Below are 22,321 nucleotides of genomic sequence, written 5' to 3' on the forward strand. Positions count from 1 at the left end.
GAACGCGCGGCGGTGGAGCGGCAGTTCAGGGGCCCCTCCCCGGGCAGGAGCGCATGATCGTAGGCCACCGGCACCGGGCTCCGTATCGCGCCTAGCTGAAGACGATCATCGACCCCTGCGCCAGGCTCCGTGTCGCCGCCGCGTGCAGCCCCAGCCAGACGTGGCGCTCCTGTGCGAACGGGCCCTCCCCGTACGCGACGGGCGTCTCAGCGGGCTCCTCCAGCTCCGTGGGCCGCGACGGGGACTGCGGCGCCGGCGGCGGTGCCGCCGGGTCCAGGCCCAAGTACGGTGCTACGGCCTCAAGTTCGCGCAGCAGCCCGTGGCTAGAGCCCAACGGGCCCCCGCCGTCGATGAGTTCGTCCGTAGCGAGCGGCACGGGGAAGTCGAGGGGCACATACGCGCCCGCGTGGTCGTAGTGCCACACCAGATGCGACTGCTGCACCGTCGACTCGAACATCTCAAGCAACTGCTCGTAGTCGCCGCCCAGTTCGTCGACGGGCGTCACCTCCAGCCCGCAGAGCTGGAGGATGTGCGCGCGGCGCAGGAAGTGCAGTGCCTCGTAGTCGAATCCGGCGACGGGCGCGACCTCCCCCGACAGGCCCGGCATGTAGTTGTAGACGGGCACCGGAGGCAGTCCTGCCTCCGTCAGTGCCTTGTCGTACGAAGCGATCTCCTCGGCGAAGGGGTTGTCGGGGCTGTGGCACAGCACATCGACGAGGGGAACCAACCAGAGATCACACGCCAAGAGTCGCTCCATCCGCAGCCGGGGATGTCAGCGTAATGCCGCGCCCGGGGCGTGTTCACCAAGGCGGCGACTTCTCCGCGATCGCCAGCGCGTGCCGGTGGTATTCACCGGCGATCCGGTGCGCGGTCTCGGCGTCCTCGCGCTCCACGGCGTCCACGAGTTCCCGGTGCCCGGCCCACAGCCGCTTCGACACCTCCGGCTCCTTGCGCAGGCAGGGCACGCTGTAGACCCAGCACTGCACACGCAGCCGGTCGAGGAAGTCGCAGATGTAGCGGTTGCCTATGACGTCGCCCAACTCCCGCCAGTAGCGCAGGTCGTAGCCGATCAGCACATCGAGGTCGCCAGCGCGTGCGGCACGGACCGCGGCCTCCGCCCGGCGCCGCACGGACGCGAGGACCGCCTCGTCGAGCGTGAGCACCGGGACGGGGCCGTCGTCGGTGAAGTAGCCGTGGAAGAGGCCGTCGAGCACGACCATCCGCGCCTTCACCATCGAGCGGTAGTCGTCGACGGTGAACTCGTGCACGCGGAAGCCCCGGTGCTGCTCCACGTCCAGCAGCCCCTGCGCCGCCAGGTCGACGAGCGCCTCGCGCACGGGCGTCGCCGACACTCCGTACTGCTCCGCGATCTCCTTGACCGTGAAGTGGCTCCCGGCCGGCAGGCGCCCGGCCAGGATCTCGTCACGCAGCGCGGAGGCGATCTGCGACCGCAGAGTGCTTCGCTTGATCATCGACCGGCGGTCGTGTGCGCGTCCGCGGCCGAGAGCGCCTCGTCGAGGATCTCCAGGCCCTCCTTGGCCTCCGCCTCGCTGATGGTGCACGGGGGCACGACATGGGTGCGGTTCATGTTGACGAACGGCCACAGGCCGCCGCGCTTGCAGGCCGCCGCGAAGTCGGCCATCGGCTTGTTGTCGGCACCGCTCGCGTTGTACGGGACCAGCGGCTCACGCGTCTCCTTGTCCCGTACGAGGTCCAGCGCCCAGAAGACGCCCAGGCCCCGCACCTCGCCGACGCAGGGGTGGCGTTCGGCGATCTCCCGCAGCGCAGGGCCGATGACGTCCTCGCCGATCCGCGCCGCGTGCTCGACGATGCCCTCCTCCGCCATGGCGTTGATGGTCGCTACGGCCGAGCCGCACGCCAGCGGATGCCCGGAGTACGTCAGCCCGCCCGGGTAGGGACGCTTGTCGAAGGTGGCGGCGATCTCGGCGGAGATGGCCACGCCGCCCAGCGGCACATAGCCGGAGTTGACGCCCTTGGCGAAGGTGATCAGGTCGGGGGTGACGCCGAAGTGGTCGGCCGCGAACCACGCTCCCGTACGCCCGAACCCCGCCATCACCTCGTCGAGTACGAAGACGATGCCGTGCCGGTCGCAGATCTCGCGGACGCCCGCGAGGTAGCCGGGCGGCGGTACGAGGACGCCCGCCGTGCCGGGCACGGTCTCCAGGATCACCGCGGCGACGGTGCCGGGGCCCTCGAAGGCGATGGTCTCCTCCAGGTGCGCCAGGGCACGTTCGGACTCCTGCTGCTGCGTCTCGGCGTAGAAGTGCGAGCGGTACAGATGCGGACCGAAGAAGTGCACGGCGCCCGCGGCGCCGGTGTCGTTGGCCCAGCGGCGCGGTTCGCCCGTGATGTGGATCGCGGCGGCGGTGTGGCCGTGGTACGAGCGGTACGTGCTCAGCACCTTGGGGCGGCCGGTGTGCAGCTTCGCCATGCGCACGGCGTTCTCGACGGCCTCCGCGCCGCCGTTGGTCCAGAAGACCTTGTCCAGGTCGCCGGGGGTGCGCTCCGCGACGAGCCGCGCAGCCTCCGCCCTCACGTCGACGGCGAATCCGGGCGCCATCGTGCACATGCGGGCCGCCTGCTCCTGGATGGCGGCGACGACCTTGGGGTGCTGGTGGCCGATGTTGGTGTTGACGAGCTGGGAGGAGAAGTCGAGGTAGCGGTTGCCGTCGTAGTCCCAGAAGTACGAGCCCTCGCCGCCGGCGACCGGCAGCGGTTCGATCAGCCCCTGCGCCGACCACGAGTGGAAGACGTGTGCGCGGTCCGCCGCCCGTACGGCCTGGCCGGCGGCCGGGTCGGGCACGGAGGCGGCGGGGCCCGCGGCAGGGGTGGTGTTCGTACTCGTGCTGGTCACGTGCTGGCTCCTCTGCTCGGGGAAGGCGCCGGTGGTACTGCCCACGGCCGTGGAACGGCCCACAGCCTAGGGCCTGTCCGAAAAGAGCGTCGTCCTCCCGTCGGCAGCCGGGGTGCGGGCGGGCCTGACGTTCCGCTTGAGCCTCGGCGGCCGAACGATCCTGAGGATCTTCCGCGCACGGCTCACTCCGCCTGTGCGTGCCTGCCGATAGCGGACGTCGACGACGGTGAGATGGCGGCCGTAGTCCACCTCCTGGATCTTCCACGAAAGCGGCTCCCCGAGGTGTTCCTTTACGAAGGAGTCGATGGCGGCCGGGTCGGTGACCGCCGCGTCGAGCGTGACGAGCGCACGCTGGGTGCGCGCGAGGAGCCGCGGGTGGCCGGCCGCGTAGACCACGGCGAGCGGCAGGGCGCACAGGATCGCGGTGAGGCCCAGACTCACGTTCGGCAGGCCCGAGATGAGGCCGAGCACGAGCGTCGTGAAGTAGTAGGCGACCTCTTCTGTCTGCATGGACTCCGACCTCAGCCCTACGATCGACAACACGCCGATCAGGCCGAACGCGAGCGCGATACCTCCCTTGTCGCCGCTGCGGCCGAGGGCGGCGGCGAGCGCGAACAGCGAGACGTTCAGCGCGAGATACCCGGGGATCAGATCCCTGCGCCGGTGCCGCGGATAGTAGACGGCGAAAGTCAGCACACATACCGCGGCGATGTCCAGGGCGAAATGGGCGAGTATCCGGCTGATCAATTCCATATCGGGAAAATAAGGGAACCGGTGAATCAGGGAACCACTACGGCCATCACCCCACCGATAAGGGCGAATTGAGAGCTTGTCATCTCAATTGCGGCCACCCGTACGGGAACTGAGCGGCAGAGACCGGACGAGAACGGAAACCGACCGCCGTGCCCGCCACGTGTTATCGGATCGGGTCCGGGCTCCGCCCGAAGCCCGCCGCCCGCCGACTTATTCTCATGGCAGTCTCATGGCAGGCGGATACCCGGGGGGAAGAGGTAGCAGATGAAGCGGCTCGGCGCCGAAGACCCGCGCTGGATCGGTGACTTCCGGCTGCTGGGCAGGCTGGGCGAGGGGGGCATGGGCCGGGTGTATCTGGCCCGTTCCAAGCGGGGACGCACGGTCGCGGTCAAGGCGGTGCAGAACGAACTCGCACGCCAGCCGGACTTCCGCCGCCGATTCGCCCAGGAGATCACCGCCGCGCGCAAGGTCGGCGGCGAGTGGACCGCGCCCGTGCTGGACGCCGACACCGAGGCCGAGACGCCGTGGGTCGCCACGGGCTACATCGCGGGGCCGTCGCTCGCCGAGGTCGTGGACGAGCAGTTCGGGCCGCTGCCCGTGGAGTCCGTCATGGCTCTGGCCTCCGGGCTGGTGCGGGCGCTGCACGACATCCACCGGGCGGGGCTGGTCCACCGCGACCTCAAGCCGTCCAACGTGCTCATCACGATCGACGGTCCGCGCGTCATCGACTTCGGCATCGCCCGCGCCCTGGACTCGGCGGTGCAGTCCGCCGGGGGGCTGACGCGTACGGGCGCGCTCGTCGGCTCCCCCGGTTTCATGTCGCCCGAGCAGGTACGGGGGTTGCAGACGACGCCCGCGAGCGACATCTTCTGCCTGGGCGCGGTGCTGGCGTACGCGGCGACGGGGCGGATGCCGTTCGGCACCGCGGACAGCGGAGTGCACGCGCTGCTGTTCCGCATCGCGGAGGAGGAGCCCGAACTCTCAGGGCTGGACGGCCCGTTGCTCGACATGGTCGCGTCGTGCCTGGCCAAGCCGCCCGCGGAACGGCCCACCCTGGAGGCGCTGCTGGAGCGTACGGAGGGCGGGCTGAAGGGCACCTGGCTGCCGGGCGAGGTGCTCGCGCAGCTCGGGCGCCACGCGGTGCGACTCCTCGACAGCGAGGACCCGGAGACCGTGGAGCAGCCCGGTCACGCGGCGGCGCCTACCGGCACGGCACCGACCGGCATGGCTACGACCGGCACTGCACCGACCGGCATGGCACCGACCGGCACTGCACCGAGCAGCGCTCCCTCTACGCCGCCCCCGGAACCGGCCGCTCCGTCGACTCCACCGCACGGGCCCGGGGCACCGTCGGCGCCGTCCACCCCACCGCCGTCCGGCGGTTACGGTCCGCCCGCGAGCAGCCCGTACTCGACGCCGCCCGGACAGCAGCAGCCGCCATGGCAGCCCGGGTTCCCGGGGCAGGCGCCGGGGCCGGCGCCCGGCCCCGCGCCGATGCCCCACCAGCCGAACCAGCCCAGCCGGCCGAACCAGGCCGCGCCGCCCAACAAGCCCGCCCTGGCCGCCCGTTCGGCGCGCAAGCTGTCGCAGTCCATCACCGTGCTGCTGAGCCTCCACATGCTCGTCGCCGTGATCGCCGTGATCGTGGAGATCGCCGTGATCAACACGCTCAGCGACGCGGAGGGGCGGTACCTCTACGCCTTCGATCTCGAACGCATCAACGGCTACGGGGGACTTCAGGGCGCCACCATCGCCGTCGAGGTGATCGGCTTCCTGCTGAGCGTCACCCTGATCGTGCTGTGGCTGACGTGGTTCTGGCGTATGAGGGCCAACGCCGAGACCTTCGCGCCCGGCCAGGTCCGCTACACCACGGCGATGTCCGTGTGGTGCTGGTTCATCCCCGTGTGCAACCTGTTCATGCCGAAGCAGATCATCAACGACGTCTGGCCCGCGAGCGATCCGTCCGCCCAGTGGTACGGATACGGGCCGCGCCCGCAGACGGGGCGGGGCGTCGTCACCGCGTGGTGGACGATGTGGCTGATCTACTTCGTCTTCTTCACCGGCAACTGGGAGAGCTGGTACGAGCAGGAAAGCCTCGACTCCGCCCAGCAGACGGCCTCCTTCGCCCTGTTCGGCGACGTGTTCGGCATTCCGGCCGCGATCCTCGCGATGGTCGTGGTCTCCCGGCTCACCGCCATGCAGGACGGCCGCCTCTCGGGACGTACCGCCTGACGGCTGCCCGCCCGGAACGCCTGTCTCGAAGACGCATCGCCCTGCGGCCGTTCCCGGGGACGTAACGGCCGAAAACCGCCTGAGAACCGCCCTGTTGTGAAACGACGGGCGCCGGGCGGCGGCGAATCAAACGGGAACGCGTTGGCAGCCCGACTGTGACCTTCGCGACGGAGAGTGAGAGGGTTCCGGCGCACCAAGACCAAGAACGACGTGGGGGGACGACATGGCAGATCTGGCTGCGGACGATCCGCAGACCATCGGCCGCTACCGGCTGCTCAGCAGGCTCGGCTCCGGCGGCATGGGCCGTGTCTATCTGGCCCGTTCCGAGGGCGGACGTACGGTCGCCGTGAAGCTGATCAAGGCCGAGCTGGCGGCCGAGGCGGAGTTCCGCTCCCGCTTCCGGCTGGAGGTGGAGGCCGCCCGCCGTGTGGGGGAGCGCTGGACGGCGCCGGTGCTGGACGCCGACACCGAGGCCGAGAACCCCTGGGTCGCCACCGGCTACATCGCGGGCCCCTCCCTGGAACAGGTGGTCTCCAGCCGTACGCAGGCCGGGGACGGCCCCCTCCCCGAGAACACCATCCGCACGCTCGCCTACGGACTCTCCAGCGCGCTGCTCGACATCCACGGCGCCGGTGTGGTCCACCGCGATCTGAAGCCGTCGAACGTCCTGGTCACCATCGACGGGCCGCGCGTCATCGACTTCGGCATCGCCCGTGCGCTGGACGCCCTTCCCGACTCGACGGTGACCGGCACCGGGGTCGTCGTGGGCTCCCCCAGCTATATGTCGCCCGAGCAGATAAGGGCACAGCAGGTCACTCCGGCCAGCGACGTCTTCTGCATGGGCTCGGTGCTCGCATACGCGGCCACCGGCCGTACGCCCTTCGGAAGCGAGGGCGGCGGTATTCACGCGGTGATGTTCAACATCGCCTCCGCCGAGCCCGATCTGGAGGGGGTCGAGGAGCCCCTGCGCGGGCTGATCGCCTCGTGCCTCGCGAAGGACCCGGCCGAGCGCCCGGCGCCCGAGGACGTCATCGCGGGCGTGCAGCCCATCTCGACCGGTACGGCCTCGGCGCCGTGGCTGCCGGCGGCCCTCATCGCCGAACTGGGCCGCCACGCCGTCCAGTTGCTCGACACCGACACCCCGCCCTCGGGCTCCGGGGCGCCGGACGTTCCCGGCGGCGAGGACGCCACCGAAGCGCGTACGCCCGCCGCGCCCGCTCAACAGGCCGCCCCCGCACACCAGTCGGGCGCCGCGGCACCGGAGGCCGGGCCGTCCGTAGCAGGTGCCGCTCCCGCTCCCGTGCGCCGCCCGCGCAGGCGGCTGGCCATCGGCGCGCTCGCCGCAGTCGTCGTGGCGGGCGTCGCCTTCGTGGCGTCCGGCGCCGAACTTCCGCTGCTGGACTCGGAGAAGAGCGGCAACAAGACCGAGTCCTCCGACATCCCCGAGAGCTACGTGGGCACTTGGAGCGGCAGGGTCGAACGGGACGGCGAACCCACGGGCCAGTACCGCCGGTTCGTCGTCTCACACGGCAAGGTCGGCGAGGTCGTGGCCAACAGCATCAGCCTCGGCGAGAACTACGAGTGCAAGAGCGACGGCAAGCTCGTAGCGGCGGGCGACTCGCTGGAACTGGACACCAAGGTCGTCAAGAGCGTGCCCGAGGATAAGTGTTCGGCGCTGGGCTCCCACAAGCTCACCGCGGGGCCCGGCGGTTCGACGCTGGAGTGGGAGGCCGCGGGCCGTACCGCCACGCTCCACCGGGTCGCCGAACCGGAGAGGCTGCCGAAGGAGTATCTCGGCGAGTGGCAGCGGCCGTTGCCCGCGGGCGGCACCCAGCGGCTGACCGTGGAGCAGGTACGGACGGGCTCGATGTCCGTCGGCATGGTCTCGGAGGCCACCGACGAGCACTGCGAGGCGAAGGCCGATCTGTTCTCCGTCGGCGGGGGCGGTGAGGCCGTACGCATCGGACCGCCCACCGTCGACAAGACCGCCTCGACCGGTACGTGCGCCACCGGCGACTCATCCTCCCTGAGCGTGGAGGACGGCCGCCTGGTGCGCACGTTTCCGAACGGCGGGAAATTCTCGTACACGCGCCTGAACTGAAGGGCCACGCGCCCCGACTGAAGGGCCCGGACCGACAGTCCGGAATCAGCGGGCCCCGCACCGGCTCCCGGCCGTCGCGAACTGCCCGGCGCCCGGGGCCGTTTGGGCCCCGGGCGGCTACTTCGTCTCCAGGTCCCTGCGCCTGAACCCGGCCAGCCCCACCGCGATCAGCACGGCAGCGACCGCCGTGAGCACGGCCAGCGGCATCCAGTCCAGGTCCTTGGCGGGAAGCTGCGGCACGTGCCCGAACGGGGAGAGGTCGTTCATCCAGTCCGGGAACTGGAGGATCTGCCCCAGGTATCCGACGAGGAACGCATACGCGGGTACGGCCCACGCCGCCGCCGTGAACCGCGGCAGCCACCCGAAGAGCACCGCCACGACGCCCGCCGTGACCCACAGGGCCGGTGCGTACGCCAGTGCCGCACCGGCGAGCGACAGCACCAGCCCGCCGTCGCCCGTGGACGCGGCGCCCGCGATGCCGAAGCCCAGCCCGGCCAGCAGCAGCGTGAACGTGCCGCCCGCGAGCGTCACCGACAGGTGGCTCCAGACCCACCGCGTACGGGACAGGCCGGTGGCCAGCAGCGGTTCGGCCCGCCCCGCGCTCTCCTCGGAACGGGAGCGCAGCGCCGCCATCACCACGTAGACGGCGGCGATCACCGCGTTGACGATCATGACGATGGAGGCGAAGGACTCCACGAACGACGAGCCGCCGGTCTTCGCCAGCGCCTCGTCCATGACGTGGACGTCCTTCAGCATGTCGTCGACGTCGCCGAGGAGCGACCCGTACATCGTCCCGAGCAGGAAGAGGGCTGTGCCGAAGCCCGCGACGGTGCCGCGGTGCAGGCGAAGCGCGAAGCCGAAGGGGCGCGTCAGCGCGGCCGACGCCGTGCGCCGCCCGGGGCGCGGATTGCGCAGGCCCTCTCCCACGTCGCGCCGCACGCTGAGCACATAACCCGCGCCGCACGCCACGAGCGCGGTCGCCGCCATCGGCAGCAGCGGCCACCACAGGTCGTCGACGAAGGGGTAGCTGCGCTGCGCCCAGCCGATCGGCGACAGCCAGGAGAGCGTACCGTCGCCGACGTCGCCCGCGGCACGCAGTACGTAGGCGAGCCCGAGCACGCCAAGAGCCATCCCGGAGGCGCCCCTCGTGTGCCCGGTGATCTGCACGGTGATGGCCGCGACCCCGGCGAAGACGGCGCCGAGCCCGGCGAACGCCGCCCCGTACAGCAGCGACCCCTCCCAGTTCACGCCCTCGATCCCGGAGCTGCCCAGGCCGAGCGCGAGCAGCCCGCCGAGCAGCAGCGAGGCGCCGACGGTCACGGTGAGCGCGGCGGTCAGCGCGGCATGGCGCCCCACGACGGTCGAACGCAGCAGCTCCGCACGCCCGCTCTCCTCCTCCGCCCTCGTGTGGCGTACGACGGTCAGCACGCTCATCAGCGCGGCGAGCACCCCGTAGAAGCCGATCACCTGGTGGCTGAGCATCGCGCCGAGGTTGTAGCCGCCTTCGAGGTAGTGGCGGGGCCCGGTCATGGCGAGCGCGGCCGGGCTGCCCATGGTCTTCGCGACGGAGGCCCGGTCGGCCGCGTCCGGGTAGAGCCCTTCGAGCTTGCCGACGGTGGAGAGCCCGACGAGCGCGAGCGCGGCGATCCACGCGGGGATGCGTACGCGGTCGCGGCGCAGCGCGAACCGGATCAGTACGCCGGTGCCGGCCAGCGAACCGCGGGGGCCGTGCGGACGAGTCCCCTCAGCGGACGGACCTGCCGGGGCCGTGCCGGCCGGGGCGCCCGCGGTGGCCTGGCCTGCCTGGGCGGCCATCACGCGGCTCCCACGGACCCGTTGACGCCGTGGCCGTTGGCCGCCAGCTCGTCACCGTAGTGCCGCAGCATCAGCTCCTCCAGCGTGGGCGGATGGCTGGTGAGGCTGCGGATGCCGAGCGTGCTGAGGTGGCGGACGGCACCGTCGAGGTGGGCACCGTCCACGGCGAAGTGCACGCGGCCGGCGTCGGTACGTACGTTGTGCACTCCCGGCAGCGCGTCGAGCCCGGCGACGGGGCGCTCGGTCTCCGCCTCGATCGTCGTACGCGTCAGATGGCGCATGTCGCTGAGCGTCCCGGACTGCACGATCTTGCCGAGGCGGATGATGCTCACGCGGTCGGCCAGCTTCTCGACCTGGGCGAGGATGTGGCTGGAGAGCAGCACGGTCTTGCCCGCGGCCTTCGCCTGGAAGATGACGTCCTGGAAGACGACCTCCATCAACGGGTCGAGTCCCGCGGTGGGTTCGTCGAGCAGCAGCAGCTCGGCGTCGGAGGCGAGGGCGGCGATGATGGCGACCTTCTGCCGGTTGCCCTTGGAGTAGGTCCGGCCCTTCTTCGTCGGGTCGAGGTCGAAGCGCTCGATCAGCTCGTCGCGGCGCGCGGTGTCGAGGCCGCCCCGCAGACGCGCGAGCAGGTCGATCGCCTCTCCGCCGGTGAGCGCGGGCCACAGCTCCACGTCGCCCGGTACGTAGGCGAGCCTGCGGTGCAGGGAGACGGCGTCCTCCCACGGGTCGTGGCCGAGGAGCCGTGCGTTGCCGGCGTCGGCGCGCAGCAGCCCGAGCAGTACGCGGATGGTGGTCGACTTGCCGGCCCCGTTGGGTCCGAGGAAGCCGTGCACCTCGCCGGTGCGGACTTCGAGATCGAGGCCGTCGAGTGCGCGGAGCCAGCCGAAGGTCTTCACGAGACCGGATACCGAGATCGCGGTGGCGGATGTGTCCATGGACAGGACGGTACGCTCGCTTCACAAATTTGTGAAGTTAAGGAAGCGTTAGGATCTGCGGTACGACGCTGAGCAGGGAGGAGGGCCCGGACCGGTGACGCCCACGAAGAGACCAGAGCCCGAGCCGCCGCGCGAGGCCCCGCCCGAGCCCTCCGTCGAGGACGGCTTCGAGCCCGAGGGCTACGACACGGCCGCGTCCACATTCGTCGAGCGCTTCGCCGCCGACATGACCGAGGCAGGCATGCAGCGCATGGCCTCCCGCGTCTTCGCCTGCCTGCTCGCCTCCCGCGACGGCTCGCTCAGCTCGGCGCAGCTCGCCGAACGCCTCCGCATCTCCCCGGCGGCGGTCTCCGGCGCCGTCCGCTATCTCTCCCAGGTCCACATGGTCAGCCGCGAACGCGAGCCGGGCTCGCGCCGCGAGCTGTACCGCGTACACGAGAACGTCTGGTACGAGGCGCTGCTCGACCGCGACCAGCTGCTGACCCGCTGGACCACCACGCTGCGGGCGGGCGAGAAGGCCCTGGGGCCGGACACCCCGGCGGGCCGCAGGGTGCGCGACACCTACGACTTCCTGGAGTTCATGCAGGGGGAGTTGGAGGGAATGCTCGACCGCTGGTACGCACACCGCACCAAGAGGGACGAAGGCACGGGCGGTGCGGACGACGCGGGCGGCACGGGCGGTGCGGACGACCGGCAGGGCCCCGCGCGGTCGGGCGGCGAGCGCTGAGACCTCAGGCGGGAAGCGTGAGGCTCCACGCCCCCGCCAGCGCGGTCCACGTACGTACCCGCACAGGCCCGCCCACCAGGGCGTCCGCACGGTAGCGGAAGTCCGGGCCCGACACCGTCACCGCCTTCGCACGGGCCCGCACCAGACCGGCACGGTCCCGCCCCTCGGGCCGCACGGTCACCTGGGCCAGGCTCGGCACACCCCCGCTCGGCAGATGAGAGGAGCCGGGCGAACTCACCGACACCTCCCGCACCGGCCGGTCCAGATCGGCCAGCAGCTCGCCGTCCGCCTCGACCCGGAGCCGCTGAGCGGCGGCCCTCGGCCGGCACGCACGCGACAGCGCCGCCTTCGCCCTCAACGCACCGCCGCGGCCCGCGTCTTCGGGCCCGCTCGGCTGCCCCGGGATGCGGATGCCGCCCAGCACCACGCCGCCGCTGTCGTCTATGAGCAGGCCGAGCCGCTGCCGTACACCGTCGAGCACGGTACGGGCCGCGGAGACCGCGTCCGCGGGAACGCCCAGTCCGCAGGTGACCGCGGTGGTCTCCGCCGCGCCCACCGGGACCACCGACAGCACCGCCTCCTCCAACTCCCGCTCTCTGTGCAGCAGTCGGACGGCTCTCAGCAGCGCCCTGTCGTCGCCCACCACCACCGGGCGGCGGCTGCCGCGGCGTGCCAGGGCGCGCTCGGTCTCCTCCGGCCCGTCCGGCAGGCACAGCTTCACGCCCGGTGCGCCCGCGCACAGCACGTCACGCGCGATGCGCACGGATTCCCCGTCCCACAGCTTGGCAGCGGGGTCGATGACCATGAGCAGCGAGGGCTGCGAGGTCCCCGCGGGGTCTGGAGCCGACACCTTGTTCCTCTCTCAGGTAACCTCTCGGTGCAAGAGCCCCTGTCGCTGTTGCGCCAGGGGCTTCCTCTATCTGGGGCACCGGTCCGCGGCTCTTGCGACGGCACTCGCCACGCACGTGGGACATGCCCCGCCCGGAAGGGGTGTACGCCTGTGCCCGCACTCGTGCTGCTCGGTGCTCAGTGGGGTGACGAGGGCAAAGGGAAGGCCACCGACCTCCTCGGCGGATCGGTGGACTACGTGGTGCGTTACCAGGGCGGCAACAACGCCGGCCACACGGTCGTCGTCGGCGACCAGAAGTACGCGCTGCACCTGCTGCCTTCGGGCATCCTCTCCCCGGGCTGCGTCCCCGTGATCGGCAACGGCGTCGTCGTCGACCCGTCGGTCCTGCTCTCCGAGCTGAGCGGGCTGAACGAGCGCGGCGTCGACACCTCCCGCCTCCTGCTCAGCGGCAACGCACACCTGATCACGCCGTACCACACCGAGGTCGACAAGGTGACGGAACGGTTCCTCGGCAAGCGGAAGATCGGCACCACGGGGCGCGGCATCGGGCCCGCCTACGCCGACAAGATCAACCGGGTGGGCATCCGCGTCCAGGACCTCTTCGACGAGTCGATCCTGACGCAGAAGGTCGAGGCCGCCCTCGACTTCAAGAACCAGGTCCTAGCCAAGCTCTACAACCGCCGCGCCGTGCGCACCGAGCAGATCGTCGAGGAACTGCTCGGCTACGCCGACGAGTTGCGCGGCTACGTCGCCGACACCACCCTGATCCTCAACAACGCCGTCGACGAGGGCAAGGTGGTCCTCTTCGAGGGCGGCCAGGGCACGCTGCTCGACGTCGACCACGGCACCTATCCCTTCGTGACCTCCTCCAACCCCACGGCGGGCGGCGCCTGCACGGGCGCGGGCGTCGGCCCCACGAAGATCAGCCGCGTCATCGGCATCCTCAAGGCGTACACGACCCGCGTGGGCGCCGGGCCCTTCCCCACCGAACTCCTCGACGCCGACGGCGAGTCGCTGCGCGAGATCGGCGGCGAACGCGGCGTCACCACGGGCCGCGACCGCCGCTGCGGCTGGTTCGACGCGGTCATCGCCCGCTACGCGACCCGCGTCAACGGACTGACCGACTTCTTCCTCACCAAGCTCGACGTACTGACCGGCTGGGAGCGCATCCCCGTCTGCGTCGGCTATGAGATCGAGGGCCGCCGCACCGACGAACTCCCCTTCAGCCAGAGCGACTTCCACCACGCCAAGCCGGTGTACGAGTTCCTGCCGGGCTGGTCGGAGGACATCACCAAGGCGAAGTCCTTCAGCGACCTCCCGAAGAACGCACAGGGCTATGTGAAGGCACTGGAGGAGATGTCCGGGGCTCCGATCTCCGCGATCGGGGTCGGACCCGGCCGTGACGAGACGATCCAGATCAACCCCTTCTTGTAAGGGCGGAGTTGGGGTACTGGTGGGGGCTGCCCCGCCAGTACCCGCCCCGTCACCTCCGCCCCCGACGAAACGAGGAACGCCGGCCGATGCCTGATCAGCCCCAGCCCTCCCCGTCCCACTCTCCCGCCGCCTCAACGTCCCCGTCCCCGTCTCCGCTGATCGAAGCGCTCGGGCTGCAACCGCACCCGGAGGGCGGCTGGTTCCGCGAGACGTGGCGCAGCGATGTCGTGGTGCGCCCCGACGGGTACGACGGTGAGAGGGCGAGCGCCACCGCGATCTACTTCCTCCTCGGTCCGGGGGACGAGTCGCGCTGGCACGTCGTACGGTCCGCCGAGATCTGGCTGTGGCACTCCGGATCGCCGCTCCTCCTCCACCTCGGCGGCGACGGCGAGCGGCCGAGCGCCGAGCCGCGGACGCTGACCCTCGGCCCGGATGTCGCAACCGGCCATCTGCCGCAGGCAGTTGTGCCGCCCGGGGCCTGGCAGAGCGCCCGTCCCCGGGACCGCGACGGGGAGACCCTGGTCAGCTGCGTCGTCTCGCCCGGCTTCGACTTCGCCGACTTCCGCATGCTGCCGTGAGGCGCTGATTCACGGTCGGTGACTCACCGCTGAGCGCGCTCCGCTCACGACAGCGCGTCGGCGAGCACGCCGAACGCGGGCGTGCCCGGCGTGAACGGCGCAAAGTGACCCGCGCCGGTCAGCACGTGCAGCCGCGCGCCCCAGTCGTTCGCGTAACGCCGTGACAGCTCCAGCGGTACGTCCACGTCGGCCGTGCCGTGCAGGATCTCCACCGGCACACGGGGCGGCAGCCGCATGGGATCCGCGTCGGGCAGCAGCTTCGGCACCGCGTCGTCACCGCCCAGGAATTCGCTCACGGCGCCGTTGCTGAGCTGCAGTTGGTGCGCCCTCGCCAGGTCGGCGACCGGGGCGACCGCCACGACGCGATCAGCCGCGCGCTCCCTCTGCGAGGCCGCCCACAGCGCGAGGTGCCCGCCCGCGGAGTGCCCGAGCAGGACGTTCGGCGTTCCCAGGTGATCGAGCGCGGCGCCGATGTCGCGGGGCGTCTCCGGCCACCCGCCGCCACCGCCCACGCGACGGTATTCGACGAGCTCCACGGCCATGCCCCGCGCCGCCAGCGCGGCGGCGAACGCCGAGAGGTGCGTGCGGTCGTACGCCTCGCGCCAGTAGCCGCCGTGCAGCACCGTGACGCGCGGCCCGAAGCCGTCCGTGCCGTAGAAGTCGACGACCTGGGAGGGGTGTCGGCCGTAGGCGACAGTGCGTTCCGGCGGGACCGGCTCCAGACCCAGCAGTGCTTCCTCTTCTCCGGCTCCCGCTGCTGCGTCACCCACGCGAACTCCTCCCCCGCGGCCGGTGGCTCACCTCATGCTTCGCGCCGGCTTGCGAGCACCACGTCCGCGAGAGCACGCGCCGCGCGATCGGCGTCGGCGAACGACGTGTAGAGCGGCGTGAACCCGAAGCGCAGCACGCCGGGTCTGCGGAAGTCGCCGACGACGCCGCGTGCGTGCAGCGCCGACATCACGCTCTCCGCCTTCCCTTCCAGCTCGCCCTGGCACAGCAACGAGACCTGGCTGCCTCGCCGTCGGTGTTCCTCCGGGGTGAGCGAGGTGAGCATGCCCGGCGGGACGTGCGTACGCACACGTGCGAGGAAGAAGTCCGTCAGGGCGAGGCTCTTGGCGCGAACCGCCGCCAAGTCGACGCCCTCCCAGACCTTCAGGGCCTCCTCCAGCGCGAGCATCGACAGGATGTCCGGCGTGCCGACCCGGCCCCGTGCCGCACCGTCGCGCGGCACGTAGTCGTCCGCCATGGCGAACGGGTCCGCGTGCGAGGTCCAGCCGGGCAGCGGGCTGTCGAACCGGCCCTGCGCCTCTCGCCGTACGTAGAGGAACGCGGGCGAGCCGGGGCCGCCGTTGAGGTACTTGTACGTACAGCCGACGGCGAAGTCCGCGGCGGACGCGTCGAGTTCGACGGGCAGCGCACCCGCGCTGTGGCAGACGTCCCATACGGCGCGGCCTCCCGCACGGTGCACGGCTGCCGTGACCGCCGCCAGGTCGTGCAGCTCGCCGGTGCGGTAGTCGACGTGGTTGACGAGCACGGCGGCGGTCGAAGGGCCCGCCGAGGCCGCCATCTCCGAGACGGGCACGGCCCGTACCGTGGCGCCGGTCAACCGGGCGGCGGATCGGGCGACATAGCCGTCGGTGGGGAAGGTGGCGGCGTCCACGAGGATCTCGTCGCGCTCCTCGCCGTGCTCCTCGCGGGCGAGGCGCACCGCGCCCACCACGGCCTTGAAGACGTTGACGCTGGTGGAGTCCCCGACGACGATCTGCCCTTCGGCCGCTCCCACGAGAGGTGCGATGCGGTCGCCGATCCGCTCGGGCGCGCTCCACCAGCCCGACTCGCTCCAGGAGCGGATACGCAGCCGCCCCCACTCGCGCTCCACGACCTCGGCGAGGCGGGCGGGCACCGAACGGGGCAGCGCGCCGAGGGAGTTGCCGTCGAGATATACGACGCCCTCGACGCCGCCGCTCCCGTCGCCGTCACCGTCGTCGGCCGGTACGTCCGGCCCGTCGAGCACGAAGTCCTTGCGTCGGTGGGCGAGTTCGTCGGCCGCGTCCAACTCGGCGGCGCTCGGGCCGTCCTGCGGCTCCCACGCGTCAGACATGGCTGCGCGCCGTCCACAGCTCGGGGAAGACGTTCTTCGCGGCACGCTTCTCCAGCCAGGCCACACCGGCCGAGCCGCCCGTGCCGACCTTGGCGCCCATCGCCCGCCTGGTGGCGACGAGATGGTCGTTGCGCCAGCGCCACACCAGCTCCGCGACCTCAGTCAGCGCCTCGCCGAGCCGTACGACGTCGTCCTCGCCGGACTCCGCGCCGGCGCCGCCGCTCTCCTGCCGTGCGTACGCCGCGACCCACACGGCCTCGACCCCGGGGTGCGGCCGGTACGGCTCCGAGACGTCCCTCGTCAGCACCTCCCGCGGCACGTCCTCGCCGCGCCGGGCCAGGTAGCGCAACACCTCGTCGTACAGGCCCGGTTCGTGCAGCGCCTTCTCCAACTCGTCGTGCACACGCGGCGCTCCGCGGTGCGGCACGAGCATCGACGCCGACTTCTCCCCCAGCAGGAACTCCATCCGCCGGTACATCGCGGACTGGAAGCCCGAACCCTCCCCCAGCGCCGACCGGTACGCGTTGAACTGCGCCGGCGTCAGATGCGCGAGCGGCTCCCAGGACGCGTTCAGCGACCGCAGTTCGTAGGTGGAGCGCTTCAACGCGGCCAGGGCGCCTTGGAGTTCGTCCTTGCGCAGCGACTTCGCGGCGGTCTCCCACTCGTGCACGACGACCGTGAACCACAGCTCCATCACCTGCGTGGTGACGAGGAACGCCATCTCGCCGGGGTCCTCGGACAGCGGATGCTGAAGATGCGTGAGGACGTCGGCCTGCACATAGTCCTCGTACGGAGTGGTGCCTTCGAAGTCCAGATCGGGTGCCTGCGTACCGGCCGCGGGGTCTTCGACGTCGTGCGACATCGCTTCTCCTCAACGTGGTGTCCGGGTAGCGGTCCGCTCCTGTTCATCTGGGCAGTGGAGCCCCGGTCCCCTCAGGCCCGGCTCCGGTTCTCCGGTCGTGCGGGCCTGGCACTCATCATCGGGGAGGCGGCCCGCCGGGACAAGAGCACCTGGTCAGGGCCCAGGTCATATGCCCGGCGGGCCGTCGGCGACCGGCGGTGCGCGCTTCCCGCACACCGCCGGCGGCCCTCTCCGCATTCCCTACGAACCCTACGAAAGGGTCGCCGCGGCCGTGGGCGAACTCTCCTTGAGGAACGTCGAGCAGCGCTCGTACTCCTCGTGCTCCCCGATGGCCTGCGCTGCCCGCGCCAGCGCGTGCAGCGAGCGCAGGAAGCCGCGGTTCGGCTCATGTTCGAACGGCACGGGCCCATGGCCCTTCCAGCCGTTGCGGCGCAGCGCGTCGAGGCCGCGGTGGTAGCCGGTGCGCGCGTACGCGTAGGACTCGACGACCCTCCCCGCCTCGAAGGCGTCGTCCGCGAGCAGCGCCCACGCCAGCGACGACGCCGGATGCTTGGCGGCCACCTCGACGGGCGCGGTCCCGGAGGCGAGCAGCTCGCGCGGGCCGGGGTCGTCGGGCAGGTGGGTCGGGGGCGGGCCCCCGAGCAGGTTCTCGTGGATGCTCATGGTCTCCAGTCTGCCTTGTCGTCACGGGACACAGTCGTGGCTGTGCGAACCCGGCGGCCGGGCCCCCTTCACCCCGCGGACACCGGGAGGGCGCGTCGCACGCATCGGGAGCGCACCCCGCACACACCGGAAGGGCCGGCCGTGGAATCACGGCCGGCCCTCCGACGGCTCGGCTCACGACTGCACGGCGGGAACCTCATCCCCGCCTCTGCCGCCGCTACTTCAGCCGGGTGCCGGTCGAGCGCAGGTTCGCGCACGCCTGCTGCACGCGCTCGGCCATGCTCTTCTCGGCCGCCTTGCCCCAGCTACGCGGGTCGTAGACCTTCTTGTTGCCGACCTCGCCGTCGACCTTCAGCACACCGTCGTAGTTACGGAACATGTGGTCCGCGACGGGACGGGAGAAGGCGTACTGGGTGTCGGTGTCCAGGTTCATCTTCACGACGCCGTTCTCCAGCGCCGTGGCGATCTCGGTGTCCGTGGAGCCGGAGCCGCCGTGGAAGACGAAGTCGAACGGGTTCTGCTTGCCGGACTTCGCGGCCACGCCCTCCTGGAGGTCCTTCAGCAGCTCGGGGCGGAGGACGACGTTGCCCGGCTTGTAGACGCCGTGCACATTGCCGAACGAGGCGGCCAGCAGGTAGCGGCCCTTCTCGCCCAGGCCCAGGGCCTCGGCGGTGCGCAGCGCGTCGTCGACGGTCGTGTACAGCTCGTCGTTGATCTCGTGGCTGATGCCGTCCTCCTCGCCGCCGGTCGGGGTGATCTCGACCTCGAGGATGATCTTCGCGGCGGCGGCCTGGGCCAGCAGCTCCTCGCCGATCTCCAGGTTGTCCTTCAGCGTCTCGGCGGAGCCGTCCCACATGTGCGACTGGAAGAGCGGGTTCTGGCCCGCGTCCACGCGCTCCTTGGAGACGGCCAGCAGCGGACGCACGTAACCGTCGAGCTTGTCCTTCGGGCAGTGGTCGGTGTGCAGGGCGATGTTGACCGGGTACTTCTTCGCGACGATGTGCGCGAACTCGGCCAGCGCCACGGCACCGCTCACCATGTCCTTGCTGTACTGCCCGCCGAGGAACTCGGCGCCGCCCGTGGAGATCTGGACGATGCCGTCGCTCTCGGCCTCCGCGAAGCCGCGCAGCGCGGCGTGCAGGGTCTGCGTCGAGGTGACGTTGATGGCGGGGTAGGCGAACTTGCCCGCCTTCGCCCGGTCGAACATCTCGTTGTAGACCTCGGGGGTCGCGATGGGCATCTGTCCGCTCCTTGGGTTCCTCGGGGTGCGTTTCGGCTCTGCTGCGGCGTCTGGATTCTCACGGCGCCCGGACCGGATCGACGGAGGGGCCGGGCCCGGACCGGATCGACGGGAATCGACGGAATCAACGGAACGACGTCATCGTCGCCTCCCATCCTCCCAGACGGACGGCAGTGCGTGAGCCGCGCCTCATCCGTGGCCCGCCGGGTCCCCGGACGGCGCCCGTACCGGTTCCGCAGGCCTGTTCCGCAGACAGGTTCGCAGCCCGGCTCCCCAGTCCGGCTCCACGGGCCGGTTCCGTCGGGCCCGTCGCGTCAGATCGCGTCGGCCCGTCGGTCAGGCCAGACCGAGGTCCGCCAGGTCGTACGCGTGCAGATACGGCAGGCCCGCCTGCTCGACGGCACCCGCCGCACCGCGCTCGACGATGGTCGCCACCGCCACGACCTCCGCGCCCGCCTCACGGGCGGCCTCGACGGCGGTGAGCGGGGAGTTGCCGGTGGTCGAGGTGTCCTCGACGATCAGCACCCGCCGCCCGGCGATGTCCGGACCCTCGATGCGGCGCTGAAGACCATGCGCCTTGCCCGCCTTGCGTACGACGAACGCGTCCAGCCTCCGGCCCCTGGCCGCCGCCGCATGCAGCATCGCCGAGGCCACGGGGTCGGCGCCGAGCGTCAGCCCGCCGACGGCGTCGAAGTCGAGCCCCTCGGTGAGGTCCAACATGACCTGCCCGGCGAGCGGCGCGGCCTCCCCGTCGAGGGTGATGCGGCGCAGGTCGATGTAGAAGTCGGCCTCCTGGCCGGAGGAGAGGGTGACCCTGCCGTGCACGACGGCCTTTTCCTTGATCTGCCGCAGCAGCGCGTCTCCAGTGCTCATGTGCGGGAGCCTATGCGGCCGGCCTCCCGGGCCTGCGGGCCCCTATGAGAGCGTCCGCCAGCTCCAGGTGGTGGCGGCCTCCAGCGGCTGGATCGCGGTGACCAGGTGCGGATGGGAGTTGAGGCCGTTGGGCGGGCCCGTCTGCGGCTCCACGCACACGGCCTCCGGCTGCTCGTCGTAGACCACGACCCACTCGGCACGGCTCGTGACCTTCAGCTCCAGCCTGCCCGGCCAGGTCAGTGTCACGTCGACGCCGTCGGGCATGCCGAAGCAGTCGTCCCACGGGCCTGGCTTCGGCGGCACGCGCTTGCCGGTTGGCAGATGGTCGACTCCGCGCTCCTCCTGCCACTCCGGTTCGAAGTCGATACGTACGCCGTCGCCCCGCCCGTACGGATCGCGCAGGAACCACGGGTGCCAGCCCGCCTGCGCGGGGAAGCTCGCATCGGTCGCCTCGACCCCGAGGGTGAGCGTGAGGCTCTCGCCCCCCTCGTCGAGTTCGACGATCTGCGTCACCCGGCCCTCCCACGGCCACGGGTCGCTCAGTTCGCAGATGAAGGCCGCCGAGCGTCCGTCCTGCCGCAGGGTGCGCCAGGCGGCGTCGCGCACAGTGCCGTGGATCGCGTGCGGGCCGCTGTCCAGGGGGAGTTGGTACAGCTCGCCGCCGCTGCGGAAGCGTCCCTGATCGGTGCGCCCGCACCAGGGCACCATGACGAACGCGCCGTATCTGTTGCCCTGCCTGAGGAGTTCCGTACCGCTGACCTTCAGCGAGGCGATACGGCAGCCCCGGTGCGGTTCGACCGTCAGCTCGGCGTCTCCGGCGCGGAGCGTGACGTCGGCCTCAGTGGTGGCGGTGTCAGTCATGACGCGACCCTAAACCTCGGCACTTCCCGGCAGAGTGCGACCCGGCCGTGGGGCATACGGCGCCGCGACGGCGGTACGGGCGCGGCCGAGGCGCTACGAGTGCGGCTCGGAAGCGGTACGGAGGTGGTACGGACGCAGTACGGATGCGGCCCGGACGCGGACGCGGTACGCACGCGGGCCGGGCCGGGGGGCGATGGTGCCTCGTGCGTGTGCCGCCCCGTCAGCGGCGACGGCGCAGCGCGCGCCCGATGACGACGGCCCCGGCGACGACGGCCGCCGCGGCGGGCGCGACCCAGCGCAGCGCGGCCGAGTTGGCGATGGGCTCGGGCAGCGGCACGGGCGCGTAGCGTCCGCGGGGCGGTGCGTGGTCGACCTCCTCGGCGCTGCGCCCGATCATCGTGCGGCGCGCGTGCGCCGCCTCGGCCTCGGCGGCGGCCTCCACGTCGGCTTCGTCGAGCGGCTCGTCGTCGTGCATCGGGTCGAGGGAGGACGGGGGCACCTCGGTGCCGAAGATGCCGCCGCGCTCCGGGGGTTGCTGCCCTGACTTCTCCTCCCCGGTGGCCTGGTCGTCCTCCTGGGCCTCGCCGGAGGACTGGTCGTCCGGGGTGTCCGGGGTCTGCTTGTCGCGGGCCTGCTTCTCGCGGCTTCCCGCGCCTTCCGCGTCCTCCGAGCCGGACTGCTCGGCGCTCTTGTCGGGACCCGGGATACCGGGGATGACGCGGTCGTTGTCGCCGGGTTCGCCGATGCCGCCCGTCGGCCCGGCGGCAGGCTCGTCGGTGGCCGCCTCCGCCGCGGGGGCGCCCGGAGCGTCCAGCTCACGGGGCGGGTCCTGCTCGATGCTCTCGCCGAGCGCCTTGCCGAACCGTTCCAGCAGCCGATGTCCTGCCGCCGTCGCGGTCTTCCGCTCGACGTCCGCGATGCGTCCGTCGGCCCTGACCGTGCCGGTGCAGACGAGGCGAGTGCCCTCGCCCTCCTTAGACCGCCTCGGTACGACGGTGAGGTCCAGCTTCACGGAGCCGGTGCCCCGCGCCTCCGTGCCGCGGCCCTTGACGGTGAAGTCCTCGCCACGGGGCGTGACGGTCAGGCTGCCCCGGTAGGTGATCGTGGAGCCGCCGACCCGGACGCGCAGACGTCCCTCGGCTGTGCTCCCGTCACTCCGGCCGCTCGTGCCGCGTGTGCGGCCCGTACCGCCCGTACCGCCCGTGCCGCTCGTGCTCTCCGCGCCTTCCGCTCCGTCGAGTTGCAGACCGGGTACGCAGCGCGCGACGCGTCCTGGCTCGGCGAGTGCCGCCCGTACCGACGCGACGGAAGACGGAACGTTCACCTCGTGCTCCATAGGGCGGAGCCTACCCATCGCACCCCGTACATGTGACCGGTCGGCGCTCTTCCGCCGCGCACCGTACCCGGCTGGGCGGGCA

At 71.6% G+C, this 22,321-nt stretch carries 20 protein-coding genes; 5 read left to right on the plus strand and 15 right to left on the minus strand.

Annotated features, from left to right (window positions below; translation table 11 throughout):
• Positions 1 to 91: 91 nt before the first annotated feature.
• The 4 genes from MMA15_RS12740 to MMA15_RS12755 form a co-directional block, all read right to left on the minus strand.
• Complete coding sequence (locus tag MMA15_RS12740) at positions 92 to 745, minus strand: putative DNA-mimic protein (protein WP_241059515.1); 654 nt, start codon at positions 743 to 745, stop codon at positions 92 to 94.
• Between the two features lie 55 nt (positions 746 to 800).
• On the minus strand, positions 801 to 1,472 hold the full coding sequence (locus tag MMA15_RS12745; protein ID WP_241059517.1) for a GntR family transcriptional regulator: 672 nt from the start codon (positions 1,470 to 1,472) through the stop codon (positions 801 to 803).
• Positions 1,469 to 2,875 (minus strand): aspartate aminotransferase family protein, encoded by a 1,407-nt coding sequence (locus MMA15_RS12750; protein WP_241059518.1) that lies wholly within the window; start codon positions 2,873 to 2,875, stop codon positions 1,469 to 1,471. Before MMA15_RS12750 ends, MMA15_RS12745 begins: the two co-directional genes overlap by 4 nt.
• Before the next feature lie 66 nt (positions 2,876 to 2,941).
• Positions 2,942 to 3,628, minus strand: a complete 687-nt coding sequence (locus MMA15_RS12755; RefSeq protein ID WP_241059520.1) for a DUF4956 domain-containing protein — start codon at positions 3,626 to 3,628, stop codon at positions 2,942 to 2,944.
• Positions 3,629 to 3,892: 264 nt separating this feature from the next.
• On the opposite strand from MMA15_RS12755, the gene MMA15_RS12760 reads away from it, so the two are divergent.
• Entirely contained in the window at positions 3,893 to 5,860 is a 1,968-nt protein-coding gene (locus tag MMA15_RS12760) for a protein kinase domain-containing protein (RefSeq protein WP_241059527.1), read from the plus strand.
• 223 nt (positions 5,861 to 6,083) lie between these two features.
• A complete protein-coding gene (locus MMA15_RS12765; RefSeq protein ID WP_241059529.1) occupies positions 6,084 to 7,961 on the plus strand; it encodes a serine/threonine-protein kinase in 1,878 nt (625 codons plus the stop codon).
• Positions 7,962 to 8,078: 117 nt separating this feature from the next.
• On the opposite strand, the gene MMA15_RS12770 is transcribed toward MMA15_RS12765, so the two are convergent.
• Positions 8,079 to 9,776: an ABC transporter permease gene (locus MMA15_RS12770; protein ID WP_241059530.1), complete on the minus strand. Its 1,698-nt coding sequence runs from the start codon at positions 9,774 to 9,776 to the stop codon at positions 8,079 to 8,081.
• Entirely contained in the window at positions 9,776 to 10,714 is a 939-nt protein-coding gene (locus MMA15_RS12775) for an ABC transporter ATP-binding protein (protein WP_241059532.1), read from the minus strand. Before MMA15_RS12775 ends, MMA15_RS12770 begins: the two co-directional genes overlap by 1 nt.
• Positions 10,715 to 10,808: 94 nt before the next feature.
• Between MMA15_RS12775 and MMA15_RS12780 the strand changes: the two genes are divergently transcribed.
• Positions 10,809 to 11,441: a GbsR/MarR family transcriptional regulator gene (locus MMA15_RS12780; RefSeq protein ID WP_372498231.1), complete on the plus strand. Its 633-nt coding sequence runs from the start codon at positions 10,809 to 10,811 to the stop codon at positions 11,439 to 11,441.
• A gap of 4 nt (positions 11,442 to 11,445) precedes the next feature.
• Here MMA15_RS12780 and MMA15_RS12785 read toward each other — a convergent pair whose 3' ends face one another.
• A complete protein-coding gene (locus MMA15_RS12785) occupies positions 11,446 to 12,291 on the minus strand; it encodes a diacylglycerol kinase (protein ID WP_372498232.1) in 846 nt (281 codons plus the stop codon).
• Between the two features lie 150 nt (positions 12,292 to 12,441).
• Here MMA15_RS12785 and MMA15_RS12790 point away from each other — a divergent pair, with 150 nt between their 5' ends.
• Together MMA15_RS12790 and MMA15_RS12795 are read left to right on the plus strand one after the other, a co-directional pair.
• Complete coding sequence (locus MMA15_RS12790; protein WP_241059534.1) at positions 12,442 to 13,725, plus strand: adenylosuccinate synthase; 1,284 nt, start codon at positions 12,442 to 12,444, stop codon at positions 13,723 to 13,725.
• Positions 13,726 to 13,811: 86 nt separating this feature from the next.
• Positions 13,812 to 14,303, plus strand: coding sequence for a cupin domain-containing protein (locus MMA15_RS12795; protein WP_241059536.1), 492 nt, complete (start codon positions 13,812 to 13,814; stop codon positions 14,301 to 14,303).
• 44 nt (positions 14,304 to 14,347) lie between these two features.
• On the opposite strand, the gene MMA15_RS12800 is transcribed toward MMA15_RS12795, so the two are convergent.
• The 8 genes from MMA15_RS12800 to MMA15_RS12835 form a co-directional block, all read right to left on the minus strand.
• Positions 14,348 to 15,073 carry an alpha/beta hydrolase family protein gene (locus tag MMA15_RS12800; RefSeq protein ID WP_241059537.1) on the minus strand — a complete coding sequence of 242 codons (726 nt, stop codon included), beginning with the start codon at positions 15,071 to 15,073 and terminating at the stop codon, positions 14,348 to 14,350.
• A gap of 32 nt (positions 15,074 to 15,105) precedes the next feature.
• On the minus strand, positions 15,106 to 16,404 hold the full coding sequence (gene kynU, locus MMA15_RS12805; RefSeq protein WP_241059539.1) for a kynureninase: 1,299 nt from the start codon (positions 16,402 to 16,404) through the stop codon (positions 15,106 to 15,108).
• Positions 16,397 to 17,266 (minus strand): tryptophan 2,3-dioxygenase family protein, encoded by an 870-nt coding sequence (locus MMA15_RS12810; protein WP_241059541.1) that lies wholly within the window; start codon positions 17,264 to 17,266, stop codon positions 16,397 to 16,399. The genes kynU and MMA15_RS12810 overlap by 8 nt, the downstream gene beginning before the upstream one ends.
• Before the next feature lie 249 nt (positions 17,267 to 17,515).
• A complete protein-coding gene (locus tag MMA15_RS12815) occupies positions 17,516 to 17,929 on the minus strand; it encodes a DUF3151 domain-containing protein (RefSeq protein WP_241059543.1) in 414 nt (137 codons plus the stop codon).
• Positions 17,930 to 18,146: 217 nt separating this feature from the next.
• Entirely contained in the window at positions 18,147 to 19,169 is a 1,023-nt protein-coding gene (fbaA, locus tag MMA15_RS12820; protein WP_241059545.1) for a class II fructose-bisphosphate aldolase, read from the minus strand.
• A gap of 336 nt (positions 19,170 to 19,505) precedes the next feature.
• Entirely contained in the window at positions 19,506 to 20,042 is a 537-nt protein-coding gene (pyrE, locus tag MMA15_RS12825; protein WP_241059547.1) for an orotate phosphoribosyltransferase, read from the minus strand.
• 42 nt (positions 20,043 to 20,084) lie between these two features.
• Positions 20,085 to 20,903, minus strand: coding sequence for an aldose epimerase family protein (locus MMA15_RS12830; protein WP_241059549.1), 819 nt, complete (start codon positions 20,901 to 20,903; stop codon positions 20,085 to 20,087).
• Positions 20,904 to 21,123: 220 nt separating this feature from the next.
• Positions 21,124 to 22,239: an SRPBCC family protein gene (locus tag MMA15_RS12835; protein ID WP_241059551.1), complete on the minus strand. Its 1,116-nt coding sequence runs from the start codon at positions 22,237 to 22,239 to the stop codon at positions 21,124 to 21,126.
• Positions 22,240 to 22,321 lie beyond the last annotated feature (82 nt).

The organism is Streptomyces marispadix, assembly GCF_022524345.1.
Taxonomy (GTDB): Bacteria; Actinomycetota; Actinomycetes; order Streptomycetales; family Streptomycetaceae; genus Streptomyces; species Streptomyces marispadix.

Coding starts and splice junctions, on each gene's coding strand:
- MMA15_RS12760 (WP_241059527.1), top strand. CDS start 3,893: ATGAAGCGGCTCGGCGCCGAAGACCCGCGCTGGATCGGTGACTTCCGG.
- fbaA (WP_241059545.1), bottom strand. CDS start 19,169: ATGCCCATCGCGACCCCCGAGGTCTACAACGAGATGTTCGACCGGGCG.
- MMA15_RS12835 (WP_241059551.1), bottom strand. CDS start 22,239: ATGGAGCACGAGGTGAACGTTCCGTCTTCCGTCGCGTCGGTACGGGCG.
- MMA15_RS12830 (WP_241059549.1), bottom strand. CDS start 20,903: ATGACTGACACCGCCACCACTGAGGCCGACGTCACGCTCCGCGCCGGA.
- MMA15_RS12770 (WP_241059530.1), bottom strand. CDS start 9,776: ATGGCCGCCCAGGCAGGCCAGGCCACCGCGGGCGCCCCGGCCGGCACG.
- MMA15_RS12810 (WP_241059541.1), bottom strand. CDS start 17,266: ATGTCGCACGACGTCGAAGACCCCGCGGCCGGTACGCAGGCACCCGAT.
- MMA15_RS12745 (WP_241059517.1), bottom strand. CDS start 1,472: ATGATCAAGCGAAGCACTCTGCGGTCGCAGATCGCCTCCGCGCTGCGT.
- MMA15_RS12795 (WP_241059536.1), top strand. CDS start 13,812: ATGCCTGATCAGCCCCAGCCCTCCCCGTCCCACTCTCCCGCCGCCTCA.
- MMA15_RS12815 (WP_241059543.1), bottom strand. CDS start 17,929: ATGAGCATCCACGAGAACCTGCTCGGGGGCCCGCCCCCGACCCACCTG.
- MMA15_RS12755 (WP_241059520.1), bottom strand. CDS start 3,628: ATGGAATTGATCAGCCGGATACTCGCCCATTTCGCCCTGGACATCGCC.
- MMA15_RS12765 (WP_241059529.1), top strand. CDS start 6,084: ATGGCAGATCTGGCTGCGGACGATCCGCAGACCATCGGCCGCTACCGG.
- pyrE (WP_241059547.1), bottom strand. CDS start 20,042: ATGAGCACTGGAGACGCGCTGCTGCGGCAGATCAAGGAAAAGGCCGTC.
- kynU (WP_241059539.1), bottom strand. CDS start 16,404: ATGTCTGACGCGTGGGAGCCGCAGGACGGCCCGAGCGCCGCCGAGTTG.
- MMA15_RS12775 (WP_241059532.1), bottom strand. CDS start 10,714: ATGGACACATCCGCCACCGCGATCTCGGTATCCGGTCTCGTGAAGACC.